Below are 20,289 nucleotides of genomic sequence, written 5' to 3'. Positions count from 1 at the left end.
GATTTTATTCGGTTCTTAAGCTTTTAATTGGGTTGGTAATTGCTGCTTTGATCGTTTGGTAGCTTATGGTGATCAAAGTGATGGTCATGATGGATAAAATGGCCACTGCAAATATCCACCAGTGTATTTCTGTTCTATAGGTGTAGCCCTGAAGCCACTGCTCCATTAAATACCAGGATATCGGAGTAGCGAAAACACCGGCAATTAGGATCAATTTGAAGAAATCGGCAGTAAACAAAGCCAATATATTGGCGACACCGCTTCCAAGGACTTTTCGGATGCCAATTTCCTTAGTACGTTGGCCTACGTAAAACAAGATCAACCCATAAATCCCTAAACAACCGATTAAGATTGCCAAAGCCGAAAAGATTTTTGATAACGACAAGTAGCGTTGCTCTTCCTCGTATTGTTCTTCAACACGATCGTCCAAGAAATTGTATTCGTAGATATAATCTTTAAAAGTGTCTTTCCAAGTTCCTTTGATTTGTGTTAAGGTGGTTGAAATGTTCTGTGTGTTGATCTTTAATGCAATTTCATCATACCATTGTGGGTTCTGCGCCATAAAAATGGGACTTATCTCTTGTGTGAAATCACCGTCATGAAAATCCTTTACCACCCCAACAATAGATGCTTTTACATATCCGCCGTTGGCTTCAAACTTTTTTCCCAATAGTTCTTCCGGATTATTGACCCCAATCTTTTTCCCAAACTTTTCGTTAACTAAAACCTCTGTAATGGAATCGGCTTTGAAATAATTACGCCCGGCAACAAGCTCCAAATCAAAGGTGTTTAGGTAGTTTAAATCTGCAAGTTTAACCTGCATACTAAATTCTTCGTATTCGGGTCTGTTGTGGTACTTTACTCCCGTTCCCCATCGGTTTTCAGAACCGCCTGGACTACTTAGGCACGCGGTAACATCTTCCACACCTGATATGTAATCTAATCTATTTGTCAATGATTCGAGTTGTACCGCTTCCAATTCTTTGGGGATTTTAACCATGACAATGGATTCCTTATCAAACCCCAAATCCGTATTAATGGCATAGTCTATCTGTCTTGAAATCACCAAAGTGGCTGCAATCAATATGATGGAAATAGCAAACTGTGCAACCACCAATACTTTGCGAGTGGATGAGCCGCCGGTATCATTGTGGTTGAGCTTTCCTTTTAATGCCAATACCGGCACAATTCGAGACATTAGTATACCGGGATAGCTTCCAGAAAGAAAGGAGATTAGAATCAATAACAGGGCTACAAAACCAAAGAATTGTACGGAAAGTAAACTTTCCATGTACAATTCCGTTTGGAAAAGTGAATTGAAGGAAGGCAGCATTAGTGAAGCGAATATGACCCCAATGCCCAATGCAAAAACACTTATCACAAAAGTTTCGGAAAGGAATTGCCAAAACAGGTGATTTTTAAAACTCCCCAGAACTTTACGTATGCCAATTTCCTTAGACCGGTAAAAGGCTTGCGCCGTGGAAATGTTGATGAAATTGATGCATCCAATACTTATCAGGAACAATCCAATAATACCAAATGCCCAAAGCAATGTTGGGTCTACGCCACCATATAGGGGATTAAAATGAACATCTGCCAATGGTTGCAATTGATATTCATGTCTGTTTTTACTCGTACTTCTATGCTTTTTTGGAAGTTCTAGCAAAGCGGTTTCAATAGCATCGACGTCTTGATTAGGTTTAAGCAACGCAAAACACTCCAGACTGGTGGTCATTCCTGTCCAGACTTCTGTGCCAGCAAAATCATCTAGTTTTTTCAGGGTCTCGAAAGAAATGATCAGACCTTCTTCAAGCATAGTGGCCCTAGGAAAATTTTCCAACACCCCAATTACTTCTATGGTTTCCATATTGTCCAAGCGCATTGTTTGTCCTAATGGATTTGAATTACCGAACAATTTTTGAGCCATATCCACTGTCACATAAGCGGTGTTAGGTTCTTCTAAACTACGAGTGCTTATATGTTCTTTTAGGGGATAATTGAAGATCTCAAAGAAGTCGGCTTCAGCGAACAACATATCCTCTTTTACCTGAATTTTTTGTTGGTTGAGTTCAAAATCCAATTGGGTGTTTTCCCAAATGGCGAGTTTGGCAACCTTCTCGGCATAGTTGTAATTCTGCCGAAACTCATTGGCAAATGCGGGAGGAACAGTCGCTTCATAATCAATATTGTCCCTATGTTCCTCCGTTACAAAACGATAAATCCGATCTGAATTCTCATGAAAATTATCGTAAGAAAGATGATGGCTTAAGAACAGATAGATTAGAATACTGCTACCAAACCCAATGGCCAATCCCAAAATATTGATTGCGGTGAAAATCTTACGTTTCATAAGATTTCTCCAAGCTATTTTCAAATAGTTCTTAAACATGGTTCTCGTTTTAGATTGTTTGATGATTGATTGAATAAACTCCTCCTAAGCCATTGCGCCCATGGGTTTGTTCTGACTCTGGGTCACGATTTGTCCATCAAATAGGTTGATTACCCTATGTGCATAATGGGAATCACGATCAGAGTGGGTTACCATTACAATTGTAGTTCCTTCTTGATTGAGTTCGGTAAGTAGGTTCATGACCTCAATACCATTTTTGGAATCCAAGTTTCCTGTTGGCTCATCCGCTAAAATTAATTTTGGATTGGTAACCACAGCTCTTGCAATAGCAACCCGTTGCTGTTGTCCACCGGATAGTTGTTGTGGAAAGTGCTTCTCTCTATGGGCAATCTTCATGCGTTCCAAAACGGTTTTTACTTTTTCCCTGCGCTCAGCCTTGCTCATTTTTAGGTAGATCAACGGCAATTCCACATTTTCGTAAACAGTAAGCTCGTCAATTAGGTTAAAGCTCTGGAATACAAAACCAAGATTTCCTTTTCTAAGTTGAGTACGTTGGCTTTCTTTTAGGCCACCAACTTGGTGTCCTGCAAATTGGTAGCTGCCTTCAGATGGATTGTCCAACATCCCAATAATATTAAGTAATGTGGATTTACCACATCCAGATGGGCCCATGATGGCGACAAACTCACCCTCGGCTACGTTAAGGTTTACCCCATTTAGTGCCAGTGTTTCCACTTCCTCAGTTCTAAAACTTTTTTTAAGGTTTTCTATTTGTATCATTTTTTGATTGTTATCTGTTTTACCAATTAGTTTAAAGACATCCTCTTAATACTGGATGTTACATATATTTATTTTAATACGATTCGTTCCGCTGTTCCAAATGTGTCATAATTACTGGTAATGACCTGATCTCCCGGTTGAAGGCCATCCAGCACCTCAAAATATCTGGAGTTTTGTTTTCCTATTCGGATATTCCGTTTTAACGCTTCACTGCCGTTGTTGTTTACAACAAATACCCACTGTCCTCCGGTACTTTGAAAGAAACCACCTTTTGGTAGCAAGAGGGCATCGCTGGAAGCACCTAGTTGCAATCTTATGTTGTAGCTCTGACCCGCTCTGATGGTTTCTGGTTTTTCTCCAGTAAACACCAAATCCACATTAAAACGACCATTTCTTACTTCTGGATAGACTTTTCGAATGCGAAGCCCATACTCATTTCCATTTCTTTCCATGCTGGCCAGTAGCTCTCTTTTAACCCGATCAATATAATGTTCGTCAATTTCAGCTTCAATTTTGAAATCTGTCAGCACGTTTACTTGACCAATACGTTCACCTTGCGCAATGTTTTGCCCAATTTCAGCATCCAAGAATCCTAATTGTCCATCAGCGGGAGCGCGAACATTCAAGTGGTCCAAACGTTCATAAACCATGCTAAGGGTTTGCCTCATCCGTTGTAAATCACCGTCCAGACTGGTCAAGGAAGTTTTTCTTAATTCGTCATCCTGTTCAGTCTGAAGTTTCACAATATCGTATTGCCTTTGGGACAGCTCATAGTTTTCCTTGGAGAGCAGATAAGTTTCCTTGGAAATAAGTTCATCTTGAAAAAGCGCCTCATTTTGTTCATAGTTACGTTTCAAACGTTGAAGATCATATTCCGCCGTGGCAAGGTTTCTTCGGCCTTCTACTTGTCTTGAATCAAAAGTCAATTTGGTGGAGCGCAAGTCATTTTGTTTTAAGGCCAGGTTACTTTCGCTTGCTAAAATCTGTTCGTAAAGGGACATGTTTTCCAATTTAAGGATGATGTCTCCTTTTTTGACCATGGTGCCTTCTTCGATTAATTTTTCTGAAACACGGCCACCTTCATAAGCGTCCATATAGATGGTAGCAATTGGCGCCACATTACCATTTATGGTAATATAATCGTCAAATTTACCTTCACTGATTTGCGCAATGGTTAATCGGTCCCGCTCTGTTCTATAGGTAGAAACGGAGGTGGAAAAAAGCAATTTCCATAGTACAAACAAAAGCAACAGACCTAAAGCAATGTAACCGTAATGTTTTGGTCGTAGTCCTTTTTTCTTTTCAAGTTGTATATCCATTTTTCTTTTTAATTGATGTTAAATACTGGTAGTCCGTTGTAAAAATCTATAGTGCTTTTGTTTACTTTCAAACGGAGACCAACCTGCAAGTTTTCGTTTTGTGCCACCCCAAACAGGTTTTTGGCTTGGAATAAATCTATGGCATTGATTAATCCTTTTTCATAGCGTTTTTGTGCAATGGAGAATGCCAGTTCCTGGGATTGTACCCTTTTATTGCTTTGCTCATATTCTGCTATTAGGGCATTTTGGGTTTGTACCAATTGTTGGATCAACTGGAACAATTCCTGTTCCTGGATTTTCAAATTGTTTTTCGCCTGTTGATAAGCGATTTTCTGTTGTTTAAGCCTGGATCGGTTTGCCCATCCATTACTAATTGGTATGCTTAGTTCCGCCCCAATGAACTTGGAGGTGTTGTCTTTTAATTGTGTCCGGAACGGGATTAAGTTACCATCGCTGTCCACATTGGTTTCAAAATACGAAGTACCTATTCCCGCAACTAAGGAAAGTGAGGGAAAAAGGAAGCCTCGTGTGGATTGTAATTGTTTTTTGGCTGCCAGCATACGGTATTCTTGGGATTTGACCAAGGGCATAAAACCTCGAGCAGTACTATACAATGAATCCACTGTGATTTGTTCTGTTAAATTAGGACCTGCTATTGACGCCACTGCAGATTGCAAGCGAAGATCTTCATCCTCTTCATAGTTCATCTCCTGAATCAACACCAATTTTGCATTGGCAAGCAAGTTCTGGTTTTGTGTGACCAATAACTTATCACCTAAAAGATTCGATTCTGCTTCGTACAAATCAGCACCTGCCATCAATCCAAGTTCCACTTGTTTATTTACCAAATCATAATTGGATTGTGAAATTTCTTGCTGCTCCAAAGAGTTAGCAACTAAGCCTTCAAAAAACTTAATGTCGTAATAGGCCTGCATAACTCTAAAAGCCAAAAGGAATTTCTGTTGCTGAACATCTTCCTGTGTGGCTTTATAGATAAATTTTGATGCTTTAATGGCGTTCAATTTTTGAAATCCTTGGAACACACCCAAATTAGCGCCCATCGAATAGTTGTTTCTGAAGAATTCAGTGTTCACAAAATCGTTGGTGTTTGGATCTTCAGAACGTCCAAATTGAATACGATAATCGGCAAATCCATTTACACTGGGCAATAAATCCCGAACGGACTGTCTGTAACTTTCTTTGCTGGAATCTTTGGTGTAAGATGTATTCAATACCTGAAGATTATGTTCAATTGCATAAGCTACACATTCATCCAAAGACCAAGTTTTTTGACTAAAACTTATACTGGAGACCAGAATTGTTAGTACTGTTAAATATGTTTTCAAGTTCATTTTTTAATTGCTGTGCCAAAATGATTGCTATTCCTGTGCCAAAACCATAAAGCCTTGATAAACAATTAGATATATTGTATGATTCACTTCATCGCCCATTGAGGTGTAAAATATTTGTACAAAAGATGTCCAATATTTTTACACTCATTCGCATTTTCCCAACTCAAATTGTAGTTTTAGCGCCAAGCAGAACTAAATTTTCATGGTCGAAGCCAAAATCTTAGTCATTGATGACAATAAAAGTGTCTTAAGCGCACTGGATATTCTTTTGCAGTTTGAATACAAAAGTGTCGAAACACTATTTAATCCCAATCAGATATCTTCTTATCCTAACATGCAGCAAGTAGACATTGTACTATTAGACATGAATTTTTCTGCCGGCGTAAATACAGGAAATGAAGGTTTGTTTTGGTTGAATGAGATAAAGAAGAAATCGCCCAATACCTCAGTGATCATGATGACAGCATATGGTGCTGTTGACTTGGCCGTTAAAGCATTAAAACAAGGCGCTTCCGATTTTATTTTAAAACCATGGAACAATGAACGCTTGCTCACAACGGTTAAGTCCGCCTATGAGTTAAGGAAATCAAAACTTGAAATCCATGAGCTTAAACAAAAGGAGAATAAACTGAAGCAGGTAATCAATGAGGACAAGAATTTTATCATTGGAAACTCCAAGGCACTGACCGCTGTGCTTAATTTGGTGCGTAAGGTTGCTAAAACCGATGTGAATGTTTTGATTACTGGAGAAAATGGTACAGGAAAAGAACTCATTGCACGAGAGTTACACCGGTTGTCAGCTAGAAAAGAAGAGCTCTTTATTGGGGTTGATATGGGCTCAATTGCCGAAAATCTATTTGAAAGCGAATTATTTGGACATACCAAGGGATCATTTACAGACGCTAAAGAAGACCGCGCTGGAAAATTTGAAGCAGCACATAAAGGCACCTTGTTTCTTGATGAAATGGGTAACCTTTCCTTGCAAATGCAAGCAAAACTCTTATCAGCCATACAAAACAAATCGGTGGTTCGGGTTGGTTCAAATAAATCAATTGATGTGGATATCCGTTTGATCAGCGCTACGAATTGCAATCTGGAACAAATGGTTGCGGACGGTTTGTTCAGAGAGGATTTGCTTTATCGTATCAATACCATAAATATTGAGGTGCCCCCGCTCCGTGAACGTGATGGTGATATTTTGGTATTGGCAGAATTCTTTTTAAAGAAATTTGCCGCTAAATACGACAAGCCAGGCCTTCGAATGAATAATCTTTCTCAGGAAAAGCTTATGGATTATTCATGGCCGGGGAACGTTAGGGAACTACAGCATACCATAGAACGTGCCGTAATTCTTTCAGAAGGAAATGTTTTGAAACCTACAGATTTTCTTTTGCACACTAAAGCATCAACTATTTTTGACAATAACCCTTCCACCCTTGATGAAATGGAGCAGCAGATGATTACTAAAGCACTAGAGGAGCACGATGGTAATCATAGCGCTGCTGCCGAACAGTTGGGAATTTCCAGACAGACGCTTTATAACAAACTCAAGAAAAAGAACAGCTGATGGCCAGTCGTAATTTTTATATTCAACTCATATTCAGTGTACTGGTGATTACGCTAACTGCGCTGTTATTGGCATGGGCCATAGTGCAAGACTGGTACTTTACTTCGGGATTGGCATTGATTCTTTTAGTGACACAGGTCTACGGATTGATACGGTTCATCAACAGGACAAACCGTAAAATCGCTTATTTTTTTGATGCCATCCGAAATGAGGATTTTACGTTGCGGTTTCCGGAACGGGTGACCATAAAATCCTTCAAAGAACTGAATAAAAGTTTAAATAGGGTAAATGGACTGATTCAAGAAGTACATCTTCAACTACAAATAAGAGAACAATACTACCAAGAGATTTTAAAGCAAGCGAGTATAGGGATCATGACCTTCAACGAGAAAGGACATATCCTGTTTTCCAATCCAACCTTGGAAAGGTTGCTGAACTATACACCACTAAACCATATAAAACAATTGGCCCAAGTGGATCAAGAGCTTTATGAGGTGATTGAAGCATTTAAACCTTTTGACAGAAGGTTGTTCCAATTAAGTAATGAAAGGGAACAATACCAATTAGCCTTGAAATCCACCCCATTGGTTTTAGATGGACAATCCCTCCTACTGGTTGTAGTGCAGGATATCAAAGCAGAACTGGATGAAAAGGAAACGGAATCATGGGTGCGATTGATTCGAGTTCTCACGCACGAAATCATGAACACCATTACACCTATTGCATCTATATCGGATTCCATCAGTAAATACTATCGAAAAGGTGGCGAGATGGTGGATTTGCAAGATTTGGAGCAAGCGCAAATTGAAAACACTTTGAAAGGCCTGGAGGTAATCAAGGATCAAGGTAGCGATCTTATGGATTTTGTACAATCGTATCGAAGTCTGCTCAGTGTTCCAGAACCAAATAAGTCATTGGTGAAGGGAAAAGATTTGTTTGATAAAATATCGATTTTGATGTCTTCGCGTGTAGAAAACACAAATGCGGAATTCACCATGAAATGTAATCCGGAGGATTTGGAATTTTTCATTGATGAAAAACAGCTTTCACAAGTGTTGATCAATCTTTGCAAAAATGCCTTACAAGCTGTTAGGGAACAAGAGCATGGAAAGGTGCAATTGATTGCTGGCCTAGATCGGGAAGGAACCAAATTCATTGAAGTAAGGGATAACGGACCAGGAATTCCAGCTGAATTAATGGATGAGATTTTTGTCCCCTTCTTTACAACGAAGACCGAAGGCACAGGGATTGGTTTAAGCCTATCAAAACGTGTAATGCAATTGCATGGCGGGAGTTTAACCGTTTTATCCGTTCCAAATCAACACACTATTTTCCGTCTGGCCTTTTAACAATTTTGAATGGAACTCAAAGAAATCTTACTTGACTTTTGTTGGATACATGTCAATATTAAAAAAGACTTGCTGTCCAAACGCAGTATTTCGCTTCAAGAATCCTTGAATTCTGAAACCAAAAGCAGCGCTGGGGACAAACATGAAACAGGTAGGGCCATGGTGCAATTGGAACAAGAGAAATTGGGACAACAACAAGTGGTTTTGGACCAAATGCAACGGGTACTTCAGCAGATTAATATAGAAAGCCAAAATCAAAAAGTAGGATTGGGAAATCTGGTAAAGACTACCCTAGGGACATATTTTATTGCTATTGGTGCAGGGGTTTTTAAAATGGAAAACGGGGAAATGGTGTATTGCATTTCTGCCAATAGCCCAATTGCACAATTGGTAATGGGAAAGATGCCTGGAGCTTCCTATGTCTTTCGCGGTAATACACATAAGATTCTAAAAATAACTTGAAAATATCTCGTTTAAATAGATTTTGCCTGCTATTCTGAACCACCCATTGCCTGCAGTCTGTTATTGATGGTTTCCAAGGAAATATTTAGAAATACGGTATCTCCGGCTTTTAGTTTTTTTGTAGCATTGAAAAACAACACGGTGCCTTCTATTTTTTTGCACTCTACTAAGTAATGACTGCCTTTGAAGTAGGCTTTATTAACTGTTACTTCCAGTCCAGATTTATTCGAGATTTGAAACTCATGTGGATAAATGAGAACGGATCTATCTATTTCCGCATAGGATTTGAGTAAGCGTATGGGCACTTCATTTACCCTGCCAAATAAGGAAGCCACGTAATAATTAGGTGGATTTTGATACAGGGTTTTGGTTTTATCCAAAGCAATTGCTGAGCCATTTTGAAGTACCATAGTATGATCCGCGTAAGGGAGCACATCATCCGTATCATGACTTGCAGTTATTATGGTGATTTCCTTTTGCCTTAGATAGGAAAACAATTTAGTGCGGAGGGTATTGCGTTTAAAATTATCTATATGTCCAAAAGGCTCGTCCAATAGTAGTAACTCTGGTTCTTGGGCGAGAACACGTGCTAGTGCTACGCGCTGTTGTTGACCTCCACTAAGGTTTTTAACCTTCACATTGGCAAAGGCCTCCAGCTCAATCAAATTAAGCAACTCTTGAATACGTTCAGCATGCGATTCTTGTTCAAAAACCGAAAGGTGTTGCGCAATATTTTCGGAAACGGTGGTATAAGGCATTAGATCAAAATCCTGGGAGAGGTATTTCATATAAGATTCACCCGGGACCAAATTATAATTGGGTCCCAATGCTACCTTGTCTCCCCACTGGATAGAACTATTCTCAACATGTAAAATGCCATAAATGATCTTTAGCAAGGTACTCTTACCTGAGCCACTCTCGCCCATTAACGCCAAATGTTGCCCTTTGTCCAATTGAAAGTTAATGTCTTCCAAAATGGGCTTTTTCTGGTAACTAAAAGAACTTATTTGAACGTTGAGCATGAGGTTAATAAATTAATCCGCTTCTTTAGAAACGGATTAATGCCCGATTACGGTATTTTAATCTTTAAATTCTTTGAGAACAGCTTGGTTGGGTAACTGATCGTAGCCCATGTTAAACAAGGTGAAGCCAAAAATATCAGCATACTGCTCAATCGTTTTACTTACAGGTGTGCCTGCACCATGTCCTGCGTTGGTCTCAATCCGAATCAACGTTGGCTGCGGTCCATTTTGTTTGTCTTGAAGTTCTGCCGCAAATTTAAAGCTATGTGCTGGTACCACACGATCATCATGGTCGCCTGTTGTGACCAAAGTTGCAGGAAAGGACGTCCCTTCCTTAATATTATGTAACGGAGAATAATTCTTCAAATAGTGGAACATTTCCTCGCTTTCTTCTGAAGTTCCGTAATCATACGCCCAGCCTGCTCCAGCGGTAAACGTGTGGTAGCGTAACATGTCCAATACGCCAACGGCGGGTAGTGCTACTTGCATTAAATCTGGACGCTGGGTCATGGTCGCCCCAACTAATAAACCACCATTTGACCCACCACGAATTGCCAGGTATTCTTTTGAGGTATATTTTGCTTCTATTAAGTATTCGGCAGCAGCAATGAAATCATCGAATACATTTTGTTTTTGCTGCTTGGTCCCTGCAATATGCCATTTTTTCCCATATTCGCCTCCACCTCTAAGATTAGGTACGGCATAAACACCACCTTGTTCCATCCATATGGCATTTGTAATACTGAAATAAGGAGTAAGACTTATATTGAATCCGCCATAACCATAAAGTATTGTTGGGTTCTTCCCGTTCAATTCCAACCCTTTTTTATAGGTGATGATCATAGGCACTTTGGTGCCATCTTTTGAGTTGTAGAACACCTGTTTGGATTCGTAATCATTAGGGTTGAAATCGATTTCTGGTTCCCAATATTGCTGATAGTCCCCGGTTTCAACATTGTATTTGTAGGAAGAACTGGGTGTATTGTAATTGGTGAATGAAAAGTAAAACTCTGCGTCTTCTTTCTTGCCGCCAAAGCCATTCGCGCTTCCAACTCCTGGAAGATTAACTTCCCGTATCATATTGCCTTCATAATCGTATTGCAGTACTTTGGAAATGGCATCTACCATATATTCTGCAAAAAAGTAGCCGCCACCTGTACCTGCTGTCAGCACATGCTCTGTTTCTGGAATTACATCGTTCCAATTATCCGCTCCAGGATTTGAGGCGTCAACAGTAACCACTTTTTTGTTCGCCGCATTTCTATTGGTCACCAAATACAGTTTTGGGCCATCATTATCAATAACGTAAGTATCTGAATCGGTATCGTCCAAAATTGTCACCAACGGACTACTTTCAGAACGTAAATCTTTTAAATAGAGTTTGTTTCCTGATGTTGAGGTAGAGGCAGAAATAAAGAGATAGTTTCCGTCTTCAGAAACATAGCCGCCAACATAACGATGTTTTTGCTCAGGTGTTCCACCAAAGATAACTTGGTCATCAGTTTGTGCAGTACCTAATTTATGGTAGTATAATTTATGTTGGTCGGTTTTGGCAGAAAGTTCACTGCCTTGCGGCTTATCATAACTGGAATAGAAAAAACCGTCGTTCCCATTCCAAGAAATTCCGCTGAATTTGATATCCACTAAAGTGTCCTCAACTATTTCACGATTAGCCGTATTTATTACAACTCCTTTTCGCCAATCGCTACCCCCTTCCGAAATTAGATATGCTGCTTTGGACCCATCTTTGGTAAAACTTAAAGACATCAACGAAGTAGTGCCATCTTCAGAAAATTTATTTGGGTCTAAAAAAACCTCTTCCTCACCGGACTCCTTTTTTCGGTATACCACATATTGATTTTGAAGACCGTTGTTTTTGTAGAAATAGGTGTAATCCCCTTCTTTAAATGGAGACCCAACTTTCTCGTAGTTCCAAAGCTTTTCCAAGCGGTTTTTAAGATCTTCCCTAAAGGGAATTTTATCCAAATACCCAAAAGTGGCAGCATTTTGTTCCTTTACCCAAGCTTCCGTTTCTGGACTCCTATCATCTTCAAGCCATCTAAATGGATCTTGAACTTCAGTTCCAAAGTAGGTATCTACGGTATCAACTTTTTTAGTGGTAGGATAGGTCACTACTATAGGTTCTCTTTGAAGTGCATTTTGACAAGCGGCCATTACAATAACAACGGTTAACAGACAGATTTTTTTCATTTTTATCAGATTGATGATGATAAAAATAAGCAAATCTGTAGTGCTAATAAAAAGCTTGCCTTTATGCTATGATTATTAGGAAACGGCCTCCGAAGTATTGGGAACCAGATTATTGGCAACCAAATATTCCGCAATTTGAACCGCATTGGTTGCAGCGCCTTTTCTGAGGTTATCCGAAACTATCCACATATTCAACGTATTGCGCTGTGTTTCATCCCTTCTTAGCCTTCCCACAAAAACATCGTCCTTATCATGGGCGTAGATGGGCATGGGATAAGAATTGGTTTCAGGGTTGTCCTGGACTACTATACCTGGAGTCTTGCTTAACAATTTTCTGATGTCAGCAAGGTCGAAATCTTCATGGAACTCAACGTTCACAGATTCAGAATGCCCCCCAGCAGTAGGGATTCTAACTGCAGTTGCTGTTACGGAAAAAGTTCTATCATCAAGAATTTTCTGTGGCTCACGTGCCAACTTCATCTCTTCTTTGGTATAGCCATTTTCCATAAAAACGTCACAGTGCGGTAGTGCGTTTCTACTTATAGGATATGGATAGGCCATTTCGCCCTCAACACCATTGATTTCATTCTCCAGTTGTTGGACGGCTTTTACACCTGTGCCGGATACAGATTGGTAGGTAGAAACCACCACACGTTTCATTTTGTATTTCTTATGTAAAGGATTCAATGCCATTACCATTTGAATGGTAGAGCAATTGGGGTTAGCTATGATTTTATCGGTGGCAGTTAGTTCATTGGCGTTGATTTCGGGAACCACAAGTTTTTTGGATGGATCCATTCGCCAAGCCGAGGAATTGTCTATTACGGCTGTACCTACTTCGGCAAATTTTGGGGCCCATTCCAAAGATGTTCCACCACCAGCTGAAAAGATTGCAATTTCTGGCCGTGCTTTAACTGCATCTTCCAGCCCAATTACGGTGTGCTCCTGGCCTTTGTAACTCAGCGTTTTTCCAACGGAACGTTCCGAAGCCACTAAAAGTAATTCCGATATAGGAAAATCACGTTCAGCCAAAACTTTCAGCATTACCTCTCCCACCATACCAGTGGCACCTACTACTGCTACTTTCATTTGTATTGAATTTGAACGAACAAATTTAGGACAGAATAAGTTCTAAACAAGTGTAAACAGTCCAACTAAATAATAAATAACAAAATGTTATAAATAAAACAACCGCCAAGTTTTTTGCGAATCAACTTGACGGCTTTAAGATTACAACAGTGGTGTAGCGGTCACCGGTATTGCCGGTAAACGTTTTATTATTTTTTCAAGGCATCACGAATTTCAGCCAGCAATTCTTCTGCAGTTGGACCTTTTGGTGCTTCTGGAGCAGGTTCTTCTTTCTTTTTCATCTTGTTCACAGCTTTTACAATCATGAACATTACAAAAGCAACAATGACAAAGTCGATGACATTGGTCAAAAACTCACCCCAAAGTATGGCCACCTCACCTACTTTTTCACCTGCATCGTTCATGGTCCCTTCCTTGATTATGTATTTGACATCTTTGAAATCAGCATTGAACAGCAACCCAATAAGTGGGGAGACAATTCCTCCGGTAAACGAAGCAACAACTTTGTTGAATGCGGCACCCATGACGAAACCAACCGCGATATCCACGAGGTTCCCTTTCATGGCGAAATCCTTAAACTCCTTTAAAAATCCCATGTTTATAGTTATTTATTTTGGTTAATACGTATACAATGTAACCAAAAAAGGCCTTGGAAACAATTGACAGTCCTTTTTCAAGGATCAATAAGGACCCTTTTTACCCTTGATGAAATTGCGGTAAGAATTTCATAAGAAATTGTTTTGGCGCTAGCAGCAAATTGTTCTGCGGAACTGGAAGCCCCAAAAACCAGGACTTCATCACCTTCTTTGCATTCGATACCTGTGACATCCACCATGATCATGTCCATGCAAACATTCCCAATGATCGGCGCTGGTTTTCCATTGATGCTAACAGAGCCCTTCATGTTTCCATATTGTCTCCCAATCCCGTCAGCGTGACCTATAGGTAAAGTAGCCGTGGTTTTATATCCATCGGAAGTAAAAGCCCGGTTATAACCCACGCTTTCATTCGGTTCTATTTTATGTAGTTGTGAGACTACGGTTTTTAAGTTGGCCACTGGTTTTAATTGTGCATCAATGGCAGCACTATTTCCATAACCATATAGACCGATGCCGCTGCGGACCATTTCAAATTGCGCCTCAGGATAATTCAAAATTCCAGAAGTGTTGAGCATATGCCTGAATGGTTTGTAACCCAACAATTGATCCAGTGACTTTGCAATTTTGGTAAAGCACTCAATTTGGTTTAGACTAAAAGCTTTTTCCTTTGAATCCTCTGAGGCTGCAAGATGGGAAAATATGGAAACGATTTTAATAGCCGTTTTGCCTTCCAAATGTTGCATGATGTACTCCACATCGTTTTCCCAAAACCCCAAACGATTTAATCCCGTGTTGAACTTTATATGGACCGGGTAATCGGTTGTTTGTAATCTTTCCGCAGTTTCCAGAAATCGCTTCAATATTCTTGGGGAATACATACTGGGCTCCAAATGATAATAAATCAACAATTCAAAATTCATTGGCTGTGGATGCAAAACAAGAATCGGGGTTTTAATTCCAGACTCACGCAGTAGAACACCTTCTTTGACGTAGGCAACTGCGAGATAATCGGTGCCAAGGGATTCCAATTTTTTTGCGACTGCCACCATATCACTGCCATAAGCAAACGCTTTTACAACACCTAAAAACTTTGTGGAATCAGAAATTTTGGATTTTAAATACCTGTAATTGTGTTCAAGTGCAGATAGGTCAATCTCCAGTGTAGTTTCGCCAATATTAGCCATTGGCAGTTTTCTTTTTATTGGTGACTTCTTCCCCCTCAACATCCATTTGACTTACCTTTTCTTTTAACATGGCTTTGTAGAATGCTGCCCTGCTCAAAGGTTCATATTCTCCGGTTTCTCCCAAAAGAACCAGGTTTTCGTCATTGCTTTTTCTAAAACTGTAGTTGGCCAAATTACCTGTTCTTGTGCATACTGCATGAACCTTGGTGACATATTCTGCAGTAGCCATAAGGGCGGGCATGGGGCCAAATGGGTTTCCTTTGAAATCCATGTCCAATCCTGCAACAACCACACGAATTCCTCGGTTGGCCAGGTCGTTGCATACAGTGACAATCTCATCATCAAAAAATTGGGCTTCATCAATCCCTACCACATCGCAATCATCGGCCAATAATCTAATGTTTGCAGCGGCAGGTACAGGAGTTGACCTAATCTCATTGGCATCGTGCGAAACTACCATGTCTTCATGATAGCGAGTGTCCACAATGGGTTTAAAGATTTCTACTTTTTGCTTTGCAAACTGCGCTCGTCTTAAACGTCGGATGAGTTCTTCTGTTTTTCCAGAAAACATGGAACCACAGATGACTTCTATCCATCCGAATTGTTCTTTAGGGTTTACCGTGTTTTCAAGAAACATACTGTACTTTTAAACGAAATTGGGAAGTTTTTTCGTTTTATTCAAGGAAACATAAAACTACTTATTAAAAGAAGCGTTACGATAAGTGTCAAAATTTAACCTTTTGTTCGTAATATCGTACGTGAATTCAGATTAAATTTATAGTAAAGATTAGTAGCGATGATAAGGAAATTAAGGGAAGATTTGATCAAATTGTCTACGGACATTATCACTTCACGGGAAGATAAGGAACTCACAGAACTTTACGATCAGGCCAAGGAACTCTATGAAAAATTGGCTGTACTTCGTTTTATTGATGAAAAATTGAGTGACATTGAAGTGGATGTTTCCAAAAACGTAATTGCTACTCGATTTGAAAAAATGGCGAATGCCGTGCTAAGTGGGAATATCTCCGTTCCTGAAAGCAACCCGCATGAAGAGGACATTATTATCCCGGGAATGGAAACCATAAAAGGTATGGTATCCGAAATGCCCACAGATACCGCTGTTGAACATGTTTTTACTGAATTTGTAGCTAAACAGGAACCCATTAAGAACGAAAAAGAGATCTTAACCGCGAGTGATAGTTCAGTTAAAGCAGGTAAATCCCTAAACGACACTTTTGTGAAGGAATATCAGGTTGGTCTCAATGACAAGCTGGCCTTTGTAAAACACTTGTTCAACAATAACACAGAAGATTACCAACGGGTACTTTCCCAGTTAAACACCATAGACACAGAAGAACGATCTATTTCCTTTATTACTAATATGGTGAAGCCAGAATACAACAATTGGGAGGGTAAAGAGGATTACGAATCTCGTTTCATGGCTTTGATTGAACGAAGGTTCGCCTAATTCCAGAACCAAATTCTTTTTATACTTTTAGGAAGAACAATCCTAAAGTAACTTCAAATGAAACTTAGATCGATTGCATTTTGGCTTTCAACTAGCCTGCTAACACTCATGATGTGTTTTTCTGTCTACAATTACTTCTTTAACAACGAAGCCATTGTAGGATTTTTCCAAAATATGGGTTATCCTGTGTATCTCATTTATCCTCTTGCCATTGCCAAAATATTAGGTTTGGTGGCGATTTGGGGCAACTTTTCAAAGTGGTTGAAAGAATGGGCCTATGCAGGGTTCTTTTTCAATACGGTATTAGCCTTTTTTGCACATTATATGATCAGTGATGGCCAACATATGGGAGCTGCTCTTGCTTGCGTTTTTGTGTTGACTTCGTATTTTACCGGTAAAACGGTAAGACCTTAATCTAAATTTATGGGAAAGTTGTTCTTGGTGCCCACACCAATTGGCAATTTGGAGGATATGACCTTAAGGGCAATCAAAGTGCTAAAGGAGGTGGATTTAGTCTTGGCTGAAGATACCCGTACAAGCGGAAAACTCCTTAAACATTTTGAGATTGAAACGCCTTTGCAGAGCCACCATATGCACAATGAGCACAAGCAGCTGGAATCCCTAGTTCAGAAACTGAAAGGAGAGGTGCGAATGGCCCTAATATCCGATGCTGGCACACCGGCCATTTCCGACCCTGGATTTTTACTTACACGGGCATGTGTAACAGAAGGTATTGAAGTGGAGTGCTTACCTGGAGCCACTGCTTTTGTCCCTGCCTTGGTAAACAGTGGTTTACCAAATGATCGATTTACTTTTGAAGGTTTTCTTCCCGTAAAGAAAGGACGGCAAACACGTTTGCTGCAACTGGCAGAAGAAAAAAGAACCATGGTTTTTTATGAATCACCCCATAAATTGTTGAAGACCCTAACGCATTTTGGCGAGTATTTTGGAATGGATCGTGAAGCATCGGTTTCTAGAGAGTTGACCAAGATGTATGAAGAAACAGTTCGTGGTTCGCTATCTGAACTTTTGGATTACTTCAATAAAAAAGCACCCAAAGGCGAGTTTGTAATTGTAGTGGCCGGTAAAAAATAACGAAAGGCATACCTGTATTTTACGACCAATACGGTACAACGATCAGCCAAGATGGTCCAAAAACTTATTCCAGAATTAAATAAAGTATACTTCATAAACCAGTATACCCTCTTCCATATTCTATCTGGTTCAGGAAGTATCCAGGTAGACTTCAGAAATTATGATAACTGGAAGGACAAGGCTATTTATTTAGAAAAAGGCCAGTATATAAAGTTTCTTTCCAATGACTTTGTGGTGCGTTCCATTGAATTCCCTTCCAAGGAATTATTCTATGATCAAGATGTAAGGGTACTTTTTAAACATTTAATTTCACTAGGGTATATAAATTTTAGTGAATGCGATGAATGTGAGCGCTACATAGCTGATTCTATTTTTGGTTCCAATACGCGTCAAATCATAGATGTTTCTTTAAAGCAATGGTATTGGCAAAATCCATTTAATGCCAGCAAAGATGAGTATCAGGTAATATTTGACGTAAAGGAGTTGATAGATAAGGAATACCATAACAACCTCACCAACAAGGATTTTGAAGTATTGATCCAGGATAATGGCTTTAATGCGCAAGCTTTGGTGAAAAATAAATTAGGGATTACCATTAAAACGCTTTTCAACAAGAAGAAGCTGATGGAGAGTCAAAAAGAGGTCGCTTTTTCCGATAAGAGTCTTAAGGAAGTGTCATACGATATGGGGTTCAAGGACCCAGCGTACTTTAATCGTGTGTTTAAACACAATACAGGATATTCCCCCTCTGAGTTTCGCAACAATTTTGATTATGATCGAAATGATCCATTTGTTGAGGATTTATTATTCCTGCTCAAAGAACATCACGACACACAAAGATCATTGGCTTTTTACGCCGATAAAATGAATGTTTCCGTAAAAACACTTTCCAAGAAAACAAGGGCTAAAATGAACAAGTCTGTGGGGATGTTAGTGCGGAATGAGATTATTAAGACCTCAAAGAATTTACTTATGGCTGGTGAACCTATTAAGCAGGTATCGCTGCAACTGGGCTTTGAAGAACCCAATCATTTCTCTACTTTTTTCCGCCATCACACTGGTAAGACTCCTTCAGAATTTCTTTCCTAAAAAGTACAAGAACAGTATCCTTTTTTGTAGCAATATCCAATGTATCTAGTTGGAAATTTGCCCTGTAATTACAACTGAAATTTTATTCAATACTAAAAACAAGGCATATGGATATTAGAACCCTAGCTACAGAAATGGACAACGTAGTTGCACAAGGTGCAATCGTTGAGGCCGTTGAGAAGTACTTTGCCGATGACGCAAATACTTCCGATTACAACAAGGTAACTACCACAGGCAAGGCCCAGATGGTAGAGAAAATGAAAGGTTTTGCAGATGCGATTGCCAAAGTAAATGGCATCCAATTGCACAGGACCATTGTGGACGGAAATGTCTCCGCTTCAGAATTTACATTTGATTTTTTGATGAAGGATGACAGTACAATTTACTGGCATGAAATCATTCGCAGAATTTGGAATGAGGAAGGGCAGGTAATTCAAGAGGAATACTTTAACGCCTAATCATTTACCATGAAACTTAGGTTTATCACACCAACTTTACATGGGGTGGCGGATTATACCGCAGGATTAGGACTTATGGTGGCTCCGTTTCTTTTGGGACTGGGAGCTTCCTCTGAATGGGCAGTATGGTTTTCGGTATGTACAGGGGTAGCCGTTTTTGCGGCTAGTTTGCTTACCGATTACAAACTAAGCGCCTATAGATTGATTCCGTTTCAAGGACACTTGGCCATAGATCTTTTAGTGGCCGTGACCTTTATGATACTTCCTTTTGCACTGGGATTCTCCGGTTTGGATGCAGCCTATTATTGGTTCAATGCCACGGTGGTTTTCCTGGTTGTATCATTAAGTGCAAGTAAATAAAGTAAAACAATTAAAACATTAGAAATGAATTTTTTAAAACAAGTAACACTAGTATTCGCATTGGTTTTCGCCATGCAAACAAGCTTTGGACAAGATAAAAAGGCAAATAACATTGATAACAGTAACATTGCCCTTCAAGGGTATAGTCCGGTCTCCTATTTGGATTTGGGGATTGCACAAAAGGGACTTAAAGAGCACAAATCCGAGCACAACAAGGTGGTTTATTACTTCACCAGTGCTGAGCAAAAAAAGAAGTTCGACAAAAACCCAAGCAAATACATGCCTCAGTATGGAGGGTACTGCGCCTTTGGAGTATATGCAGGAGCGAAATTCCGACCAGATCCCAATAAATTCATTGTAAAGGATGGAAAATATTTCCTATACCTCTATAACATTGAATTGGATGCACAACAATTGTGGTTGGCAGAAAACAACCATAACAAATTGGTGAGCACGGCAAACGAAAACTGGAAGAAATTGAAAAGTACTTACAACTAGTTTTTTGTGATGTGTTGATTTGGAAACACCTTGG

Annotated in this window: 20 protein-coding genes; 10 read left to right on the top strand and 10 right to left on the bottom strand. The window is 39.6% G+C overall.

What is annotated here, in order from left to right:
* Window positions 1-4 precede the first annotated feature (4 nt).
* The 4 genes from M3P19_RS09170 to M3P19_RS09155 form a co-directional block, all read right to left on the bottom strand.
* Window positions 5-2,389 (bottom strand): ABC transporter permease, encoded by a 2,385-nt coding sequence (locus tag M3P19_RS09170; protein WP_249657368.1) that lies wholly within the window; start codon window positions 2,387-2,389, stop codon window positions 5-7.
* Window positions 2,390-2,434: 45 nt separating this feature from the next.
* The gene (locus tag M3P19_RS09165) at window positions 2,435-3,130 is read right to left on the bottom strand and encodes an ABC transporter ATP-binding protein (protein WP_249657367.1); all 696 of its coding nucleotides are present in this window, start codon (window positions 3,128-3,130) and stop codon (window positions 2,435-2,437) included.
* Between the two features lie 68 nt (window positions 3,131-3,198).
* Window positions 3,199-4,449, bottom strand: coding sequence for an efflux RND transporter periplasmic adaptor subunit (locus tag M3P19_RS09160; RefSeq protein ID WP_249657366.1), 1,251 nt, complete (start codon window positions 4,447-4,449; stop codon window positions 3,199-3,201).
* Window positions 4,450-4,457: 8 nt separating this feature from the next.
* On the bottom strand, window positions 4,458-5,801 hold the full coding sequence (locus tag M3P19_RS09155; RefSeq protein ID WP_249657365.1) for a TolC family protein: 1,344 nt from the start codon (window positions 5,799-5,801) through the stop codon (window positions 4,458-4,460).
* A 202-nt stretch (window positions 5,802-6,003) separates the two neighbouring features.
* On the opposite strand from M3P19_RS09155, the gene M3P19_RS09150 reads away from it, so the two are divergent.
* The 3 genes from M3P19_RS09150 to M3P19_RS09140 are packed head-to-tail and all read left to right on the top strand — an operon-like array spanning window position 6,004 to window position 9,179.
* The gene (locus M3P19_RS09150) at window positions 6,004-7,368 is read left to right on the top strand and encodes a sigma-54-dependent transcriptional regulator (protein WP_249657364.1); all 1,365 of its coding nucleotides are present in this window, start codon (window positions 6,004-6,006) and stop codon (window positions 7,366-7,368) included.
* Window positions 7,368-8,717, top strand: a complete 1,350-nt coding sequence (locus M3P19_RS09145) for a sensor histidine kinase (protein WP_249657363.1) — start codon at window positions 7,368-7,370, stop codon at window positions 8,715-8,717. The genes M3P19_RS09150 and M3P19_RS09145 overlap by 1 nt, the downstream gene beginning before the upstream one ends.
* A 9-nt stretch (window positions 8,718-8,726) precedes the next feature.
* The gene (locus M3P19_RS09140; RefSeq protein WP_249657362.1) at window positions 8,727-9,179 is read left to right on the top strand and encodes a 3-oxoacyl-ACP synthase; all 453 of its coding nucleotides are present in this window, start codon (window positions 8,727-8,729) and stop codon (window positions 9,177-9,179) included.
* A 29-nt stretch (window positions 9,180-9,208) separates the two neighbouring features.
* On the opposite strand, the gene M3P19_RS09135 is transcribed toward M3P19_RS09140, so the two are convergent.
* The 6 genes from M3P19_RS09135 to M3P19_RS09110 form a co-directional block, all read right to left on the bottom strand.
* Entirely contained in the window at window positions 9,209-10,201 is a 993-nt protein-coding gene (locus M3P19_RS09135) for a sulfate/molybdate ABC transporter ATP-binding protein (RefSeq protein WP_249657361.1), read from the bottom strand.
* Between the two features lie 57 nt (window positions 10,202-10,258).
* Window positions 10,259-12,412 (bottom strand): prolyl oligopeptidase family serine peptidase, encoded by a 2,154-nt coding sequence (locus M3P19_RS09130; RefSeq protein WP_249657360.1) that lies wholly within the window; start codon window positions 12,410-12,412, stop codon window positions 10,259-10,261.
* Between the two features lie 75 nt (window positions 12,413-12,487).
* Complete coding sequence (locus tag M3P19_RS09125) at window positions 12,488-13,501, bottom strand: aspartate-semialdehyde dehydrogenase (protein WP_249657359.1); 1,014 nt, start codon at window positions 13,499-13,501, stop codon at window positions 12,488-12,490.
* A gap of 188 nt (window positions 13,502-13,689) precedes the next feature.
* Window positions 13,690-14,097: a large-conductance mechanosensitive channel protein MscL gene (gene mscL / locus M3P19_RS09120; protein WP_249657358.1), complete on the bottom strand. Its 408-nt coding sequence runs from the start codon at window positions 14,095-14,097 to the stop codon at window positions 13,690-13,692.
* A gap of 77 nt (window positions 14,098-14,174) precedes the next feature.
* Window positions 14,175-15,284, bottom strand: coding sequence for an alanine racemase (gene alr, locus M3P19_RS09115; RefSeq protein ID WP_249657357.1), 1,110 nt, complete (start codon window positions 15,282-15,284; stop codon window positions 14,175-14,177).
* Window positions 15,277-15,921, bottom strand: coding sequence for a thymidine kinase (locus tag M3P19_RS09110; RefSeq protein ID WP_249657356.1), 645 nt, complete (start codon window positions 15,919-15,921; stop codon window positions 15,277-15,279). Before M3P19_RS09110 ends, alr begins: the two co-directional genes overlap by 8 nt.
* 159 nt (window positions 15,922-16,080) lie before the next feature.
* Here M3P19_RS09110 and M3P19_RS09105 point away from each other — a divergent pair, with 159 nt between their 5' ends.
* The 7 genes from M3P19_RS09105 to M3P19_RS09075 all read left to right on the top strand — a co-directional run bounded on the left by M3P19_RS09105 (window position 16,081) and on the right by M3P19_RS09075 (window position 20,255).
* Window positions 16,081-16,755, top strand: coding sequence for a hypothetical protein (locus M3P19_RS09105; RefSeq protein ID WP_249657355.1), 675 nt, complete (start codon window positions 16,081-16,083; stop codon window positions 16,753-16,755).
* Window positions 16,756-16,812: 57 nt separating this feature from the next.
* The gene (locus M3P19_RS09100) at window positions 16,813-17,169 is read left to right on the top strand and encodes a DoxX family protein (protein WP_249657354.1); all 357 of its coding nucleotides are present in this window, start codon (window positions 16,813-16,815) and stop codon (window positions 17,167-17,169) included.
* A gap of 9 nt (window positions 17,170-17,178) precedes the next feature.
* A complete protein-coding gene (rsmI, locus tag M3P19_RS09095) occupies window positions 17,179-17,850 on the top strand; it encodes a 16S rRNA (cytidine(1402)-2'-O)-methyltransferase (protein ID WP_249657353.1) in 672 nt (223 codons plus the stop codon).
* A gap of 51 nt (window positions 17,851-17,901) precedes the next feature.
* Entirely contained in the window at window positions 17,902-18,939 is a 1,038-nt protein-coding gene (locus M3P19_RS09090; RefSeq protein ID WP_249657352.1) for a helix-turn-helix domain-containing protein, read from the top strand.
* Window positions 18,940-19,046: 107 nt separating this feature from the next.
* Entirely contained in the window at window positions 19,047-19,397 is a 351-nt protein-coding gene (locus M3P19_RS09085; RefSeq protein WP_249657351.1) for a hypothetical protein, read from the top strand.
* Window positions 19,398-19,406: 9 nt separating this feature from the next.
* Window positions 19,407-19,757 (top strand): SPW repeat domain-containing protein, encoded by a 351-nt coding sequence (locus M3P19_RS09080; RefSeq protein ID WP_249657350.1) that lies wholly within the window; start codon window positions 19,407-19,409, stop codon window positions 19,755-19,757.
* Window positions 19,758-19,781: 24 nt separating this feature from the next.
* Complete coding sequence (locus tag M3P19_RS09075; protein ID WP_249657349.1) at window positions 19,782-20,255, top strand: YHS domain-containing (seleno)protein; 474 nt, start codon at window positions 19,782-19,784, stop codon at window positions 20,253-20,255.
* The last annotated feature ends 34 nt before the right edge of the window (window positions 20,256-20,289 follow it).

Source organism: Flagellimonas spongiicola, from assembly GCF_023502425.1.
Classification (GTDB): domain Bacteria; phylum Bacteroidota; class Bacteroidia; order Flavobacteriales; family Flavobacteriaceae; genus Flagellimonas; species Flagellimonas spongiicola.
Note: the sequence above shows the minus strand (reverse complement) of the source record. Positions and strands in the feature narration are given on the sequence as shown.